Below are 5,861 nucleotides of genomic sequence, written 5' to 3'. Positions count from 1 at the left end.
CGGCCGACCCCCAGAAGGAAGCGCGATGACCTCCTCTGCCAACCAGTACGTCGAGGCACTTCGGTCGTCACTGAAGGAGGTCGACCGGCTGCGGAAGCAGAACCAGCAGCTGATCGCGGCGGCGGTGGAGCCCATCGCGATCGTCGGCATCGGCTGCCGGTACCCCGGCGGGGTGGCCTCGCCGGAGGACCTGTGGCAGGTGGTGGCCGAGGGGCGCGACGTCATCGGCCCGTTCCCGGCCGACCGCGGCTGGGACACGGCGGCGCTGGCGAGCGCCACCGCCGAGGGCGGCTTCCTGGACGACGTGGCGGGCTTCGACGCCGGACTGTTCGGGATCTCGCCGCGGGAAGCCGTCGTCATGGACCCGCAGCAGCGCCTCCTCCTGGAGACCTCCTGGGAGGCGCTGGAGCGGGCGGGCATCGACGCCTCCTCGCTGCGGGGCACCCAGACCGGCGTGTTCCTGGGCACCACCTCCCAGGACTACGCCGACCTGCTTGCCCGGTCCGCCGAGGACGTCGGTCTCTACGCCACCACCGCGTTCGCCGCGAGCGTGCTGTCGGGCCGTATCTCCTACCTGCTCGGCCTGGAGGGCCCGGCCGTCACCATCGACACCGCCTGCTCCTCGTCCCTGGTCGCGCTGCACCTCGCGGCCCAGGCGCTGCGCGGCGGCGAGTGCGACCTGGCGCTCGCCGGTGGCGTCGCGGTCATGACGACGCCCGCCGGGTTCGCCGCGTTCACCTCCCAGGGCGGTCTCGCCGGCAACGGCCGCTGCAAGGCGTTCTCCGACGACGCCGACGGCACCGGCTGGGCCGAAGGCGTCGGCGTGCTGGTGCTCAAGCGCCTCTCCGACGCGCGGCGCGCGGGGGACAGGATCCTGGCCGTGGTGCGCGGCTCGGCCGTCAACCAGGACGGAGCGTCGAATGGCCTTACGGCGCCGAACGGGCCGTCGCAGCAGCGCGTGATCCGCAAAGCGCTGGCCAACGCCGGCCTGTCCGCCGCCGACGTGGACGCAGTCGAGGCGCACGGCACCGGCACCACGCTCGGCGACCCCATCGAGGCGGGCGCGGTACTCGCCACGTACGGCCAGGACCGCGAGAACCCGGTGCTGCTGGGCTCCATCAAGTCCAACATCGGCCATCCGCAGGGCGCGGCCGGTGTCGCCGGCGTCATCAAGATGGTCATGGCCCTCCAGCACGGACTGCTGCCCCGGACCCTCCACGTCGGCACCCCGTCGACCAACGTCGAATGGGACTCCGGCAAGGTGGAGCTGCTGACCTCCGCGCGGCCCTGGCCCGCCGCCGACCGGCCCTCCCGCGCGGGAGTGTCCGCGTTCGGCGTCAGCGGCACCAACGCCCACGTCATCATCGAGCAGGCCCCGGCACAGCCCGACACCGCCGAGGAAGCCACCGTCACCCCCGGCATCGTCCCGTGGGCGGTCTCCGCTCGCTCGGCCACCGCCCTGCAGGCGCAGCGAGCCCGGCTCACGACCGCGGCCGCCACCCTCTCCCCGGTCGACGTCGGCCACACCCTCGCCACCACCCGCGCCGCCCTCGAACACCGCGCCGTACTACTCCCCGACGGCACCGAACTCGCCACCGGCGTCGCCAACGCGGAGACCGGTCTCGCCGTACTCTTCTCGGGGCAGGGATCGCAACGGCTCGGTATGGGGCGGGAGTTGTACGACCGCTTCCCGGTCTTCGCGGGCGCGCTGGACGACGTACTCGCCCACCTGGACCCGCAGTTGCGCGAGGTGATGTGGGGTGCGGACGCGGAGCTGCTGAACCAGACCCGTCACACCCAGCCCGCGCTGTTCGCGCTCCAGGTGGCCCTCTACCGGCTGGTGGAGTCGTGGGGGATCACCCCGGACCAGCTGGCGGGCCATTCCATCGGCGAGATCGCGGCCGCGCATGTGGCCGGGGTGCTGTCGCTGGAGGACGCCTGCACGCTGGTGTCGGAGCGGGCCCGGCTGATGCAGGCGCTGCCCGCGGGCGGCGCGATGGTGGCGGTCCAGGCGAGCGAGGCGGAGGTGCTGCCGTATCTCACCGACCGTGTCTCGATCGCCGCGGTCAACGGCCCGTCCGCCGTGGTGGTCGCGGGCGACGAGACGGAGGTCGCGGAGGTCGTCGCCCGGCTCGGTGACCGCAAGGCCAAGCGGCTGCAGGTCAGCCACGCCTTCCACTCGCCCCTGATGGAACCGATGCTGGAGGACTTCCGCACCGCCGTCGGCGGCCTGTCCTTCAACGACCCCTCGATTCCCGTGGCCGCCACGGGAGACGTGACCGACCCCGAGTACTGGGTGCGGCACGTCCGCGAAGCCGTGCGGTTCCACGACAACGTACGCCGCCTGCACGACCAGGGCGTGACCGCCTTCCTCGAACTGGGCCCGGACGGCGTGCTGTCCGCGATGGTCGCCGAGACCGCCCCCGACGCGGTCGCCGTCCCCGTGCTGCGCAAGGACCGCGAGGAGGAGTCCGCGCTGGTCACAGGGCTGGCGCGGCTGCACGTGAGCGGTGTGACCGTCGACTGGGCGCCGCTCTTCGAGGGCACCGGCGCCCGCCGCGTGGACCTGCCTACGTACCCGTTCCAGCACGAGCGCTACTGGCCGCGCCCCGCCGCCCCGACCGGTGACGTCCGCGCCGCCGGCCTGGGCACCGTGGAGCACCCGCTGCTCGGCGCGGCGGTCGAACTCGCCGACTCCGCCGGGTTCCTGTTCACCTCCCGGCTCTCCTTGAACACCCACCCGTGGCTCGCCGACCACGTCGTCGGCGGACGCGTGCTGTTCGCGGGCACCGCGTTCCTCGAACTCGCCGTACGCGCCGCCGACGAGGTCGGCTGCGAGCGCGTCGACGAACTCACGCTGGCCGCGCCCCTCGTGCTGCCCGAGCAGGGCGCCGTACAGGTGCAGGTCTCCGTCGGAGCCCCCGACGAGACCGGCCGGCGATCCGTCGCGGTCTTCTCCCGCCCCGAGGGAGACATCGATTCCCCGTGGCTCCAGCACGCGAGCGGTGTGCTGGGGCCCGGAGCCCCCACGGTCACGTTCGACGCCGCGCAGTGGCCACCCGCCGGCGCCGAACCCGTCGACATCGAGGGCTCCTACGACCGCTTCACCGAGCTGGGCTTCGACTACGGGCCCGTCTTCCGCGGCCTGCGCGCGGTGTGGCGAGGCGGCGACGGCGTCGTCTTCGCCGAGGTCACGCTGCCCGAGGACGCGGACGCCACCTCCTACGGACTGCACCCCGCCCTGCTCGACGCGGGCATGCACGCCGCCGGATTCGGTGACCTCGGCTCCATCAGCCGGGGCGGACTGCCGTTCTCCTGGCAGGGCGTGACCCTGCACGCCTCCGGCGCCTCGACGGTACGGGTGCGGCTGGCGCGCGGCGCCGACGGCTCGATGGAGATCGCCGTCGCCGATCCGGCGGGCGCGCCGGTGGCATCCGTGGAGGCGCTGCAGACCCGGCCCGTCCCGGCCGACGAGCAGGGCACGCCGACCGCCTCCGGCGTCGAGCGCGACTCGCTGTTCAAGGTCGAGTGGACCCCCGTCGAGCCGACGACGCAGAGCGTGGGACGGAGCGTCGCGGTCCTCGGGCCGGACGCGCTCGGCCTCGGCCAGAACGTGGTGGACCCCGGTCTGGGACCCGTGTACGACGACCTGGACGCCGTAGCCGCGGACGCGGATGTCGACGACGTGCTCGTGCCGTTCGCCGGCGGTGCGGACGTGCACACGGCGGTCTCCCGCGCCCTGGGCCTCGTCCAGGACTGGCTGCGCCAGGACCGGCCGGGACGGCTCGTGTTCGTCACCCGTGGCGCGATCGAGGGAGACGACCTCGCCGCGGCGGCCGTACGCGGCCTGGTCGGCTCGGCCCAGTCGGAACACCCCGGCCGGTTCGCGCTGGTGGACGTCGACAGCGTGGACGCCGACACGGCGGACGTCGACGCCCCCGACCTGCTGTCCGCGGCCCTGGCCACGGGCGAACCCAGCCTGGCCGTCCGCGACGGCGAGGTGCGCGCCGCACGGCTGGCCCGCGTGGCACTGCCCCTGGAGACCCTCACCTGGAACGGCCGCGTGCTGATCACCGGAGGCACCGGCGGCCTCGGCGCGGTCCTGGCCCGGCACCTGGTCGAACGGCACGGCGTACGCGACCTGCTGCTGGTCAGCCGACGCGGCCCCGACGCCGACGGCGCGCGGCAGCTGACCGCCGAACTGACCGGGCTCGGCGCGCACGTCGAGATCGAGGCCTGCGACGTGTCCGACCGGGCCGCGCTGGCCGCCCTCCTCGAACGGCACCCCGTGGGCGCCGTGGTGCACACGGCGGCCGTCCTGGACGACGGCGTCGTCGAGGCGCTGACCCCGGAGCGCGTCGGCACCGTCCTGCGGGCCAAGGCCGACGCCGCACGGCACCTGCACGAACTGGCCGGTGACGTCTCGGCGTTCGTCCTGTTCTCCTCCGCGGCCGGCACCTTCGGCGGCGCCGGCCAGGCCAACTACGCCGCCGCCAACGCCTACCTGGACGCCCTCGCCCGCCACCGCAGGTCCCAGGGCCTGCCCGCCGTGGCGCTGGCGTGGGGCGCCTGGGAGCAGTCGGTCGGCATGACGAGCGCCATGTCCGACGCCGACCTGCGGCGCGTCGAGCGCTCCGGCATGCCGCCGCTCACCGTGACGCAGGGCCTCGCCCTCTTCGACGGAGCCGTGGCCGCCGCCGAGCCCGTCCTGCTGCCCCTCCGCCTCGACCTGCCCACCCTGCGCCGCCTCCCGGAGACGCCCCCGCTGCTGCGCGGCCTGATCAAGTCACCGCGCCGCCGCGCCGCCGCCGTGGGGGCCGGGGCCGCCACCGGACTCGCCCAGTCGCTGGCCCGGGCCACCCGCGACGAGCGCCTGACGGCGCTGCTGGACGTGGTCCGCGCCGACGTCGCCACGGTGCTCGGCCACGGCGGCGCCGACGACGTCGACCACACCCGAACGTTCCAGGGCCTCGGCTTCGACTCGCTCACCGCCGTCGAACTGCGCAACCGCCTCACCGCGTCGACCGGCATCCGCCTGCCCGCCACGCTGATCTTCGACTACCCGAACCCGGCCGCGCTGGCCGCCTACCTGAGCGACGAACTGTTCGGCGACGACCAGGAAACCGCCGGGCCGCTGCCCGCGCCGCTGCCGACGACCGACGACCCGATCGTCATCGTCGGCATGGCCTGCCGCTACCCGGGCGACGTCGCCTCCCCCGAGGACCTGTGGCAGCTGGTGATCGAGGGCCGCGACGGCGTCACCGGCTTCCCGGACAACCGGGGCTGGGACCTGGAGTCCCTCCACCACCCGGACCCCGACCACCCCGGCACCACCCACGTCATGCGGGGCGGCTTCCTGCACGACGCCGACCTGTTCGACCCCGACTTCTTCGACATGTCGCCCCGCGAGGCCCTGGCCACCGACGCCCAGCACCGCCTCCTCCTGGAGACGGCATGGGAGGCGTTCGAACGGGCGGGCGTGGCACCGACCTCGCTGAGCGGTTCGCGCACCGGCGTCTTCGCCGGCGTCATGACCAACGACTACAGCACCCTCGTCGGCGACGAGGCCTTCGAGGGCTACCAGGGCACCGGCACCGCGCAGAGCGTGCTCTCCGGCCGCGTCGCCTACACCTTCGGCCTGGAGGGCCCCGCGGTCACCGTCGACACCGCGTGCTCGTCCTCCCTGGTCGCCCTCCACCTGGCCGCGCAGGCGCTGCGGGGCGGCGAGTGCGACCTCGCCCTCGCGGGCGGTGTGACGGTGATGTCCACCCCCGGCTCCTTCGTGGCCTTCTCCCGCCAACGCGGCCTCGCGGCCGACGGCCACTGCAAGTCCTTCGCCGACGGCGCGGACGGCACGGGCT

1 protein-coding gene (only partly in view) is annotated in these 5,861 nt (G+C 74.4%); it reads left to right on the top strand.

Annotation, left to right across the window (positions count from 1 at the left end; all coding sequences use genetic code 11):
* Positions 1–25: 25 nt before the first annotated feature.
* Positions 26–5,861 carry the 5' end (the start) of a type I polyketide synthase gene (locus QQM39_RS02300; protein ID WP_301994892.1) on the top strand. 23,975 nt of this gene lie beyond the right edge of the window, so 5,836 of the gene's 29,811 nt are visible here — the first part of the coding sequence; the start codon lies at positions 26–28; its stop codon lies beyond the right edge, outside the window.

The sequence above is a fragment of the Streptomyces sp. DT2A-34 genome, from assembly GCF_030499515.1.
Taxonomy (GTDB): domain Bacteria; phylum Actinomycetota; class Actinomycetes; order Streptomycetales; family Streptomycetaceae; genus Streptomyces.
The sequence above is the reverse complement of the archived record's forward strand: the minus strand, read 5'-3'. Positions and strand labels throughout refer to the sequence as shown.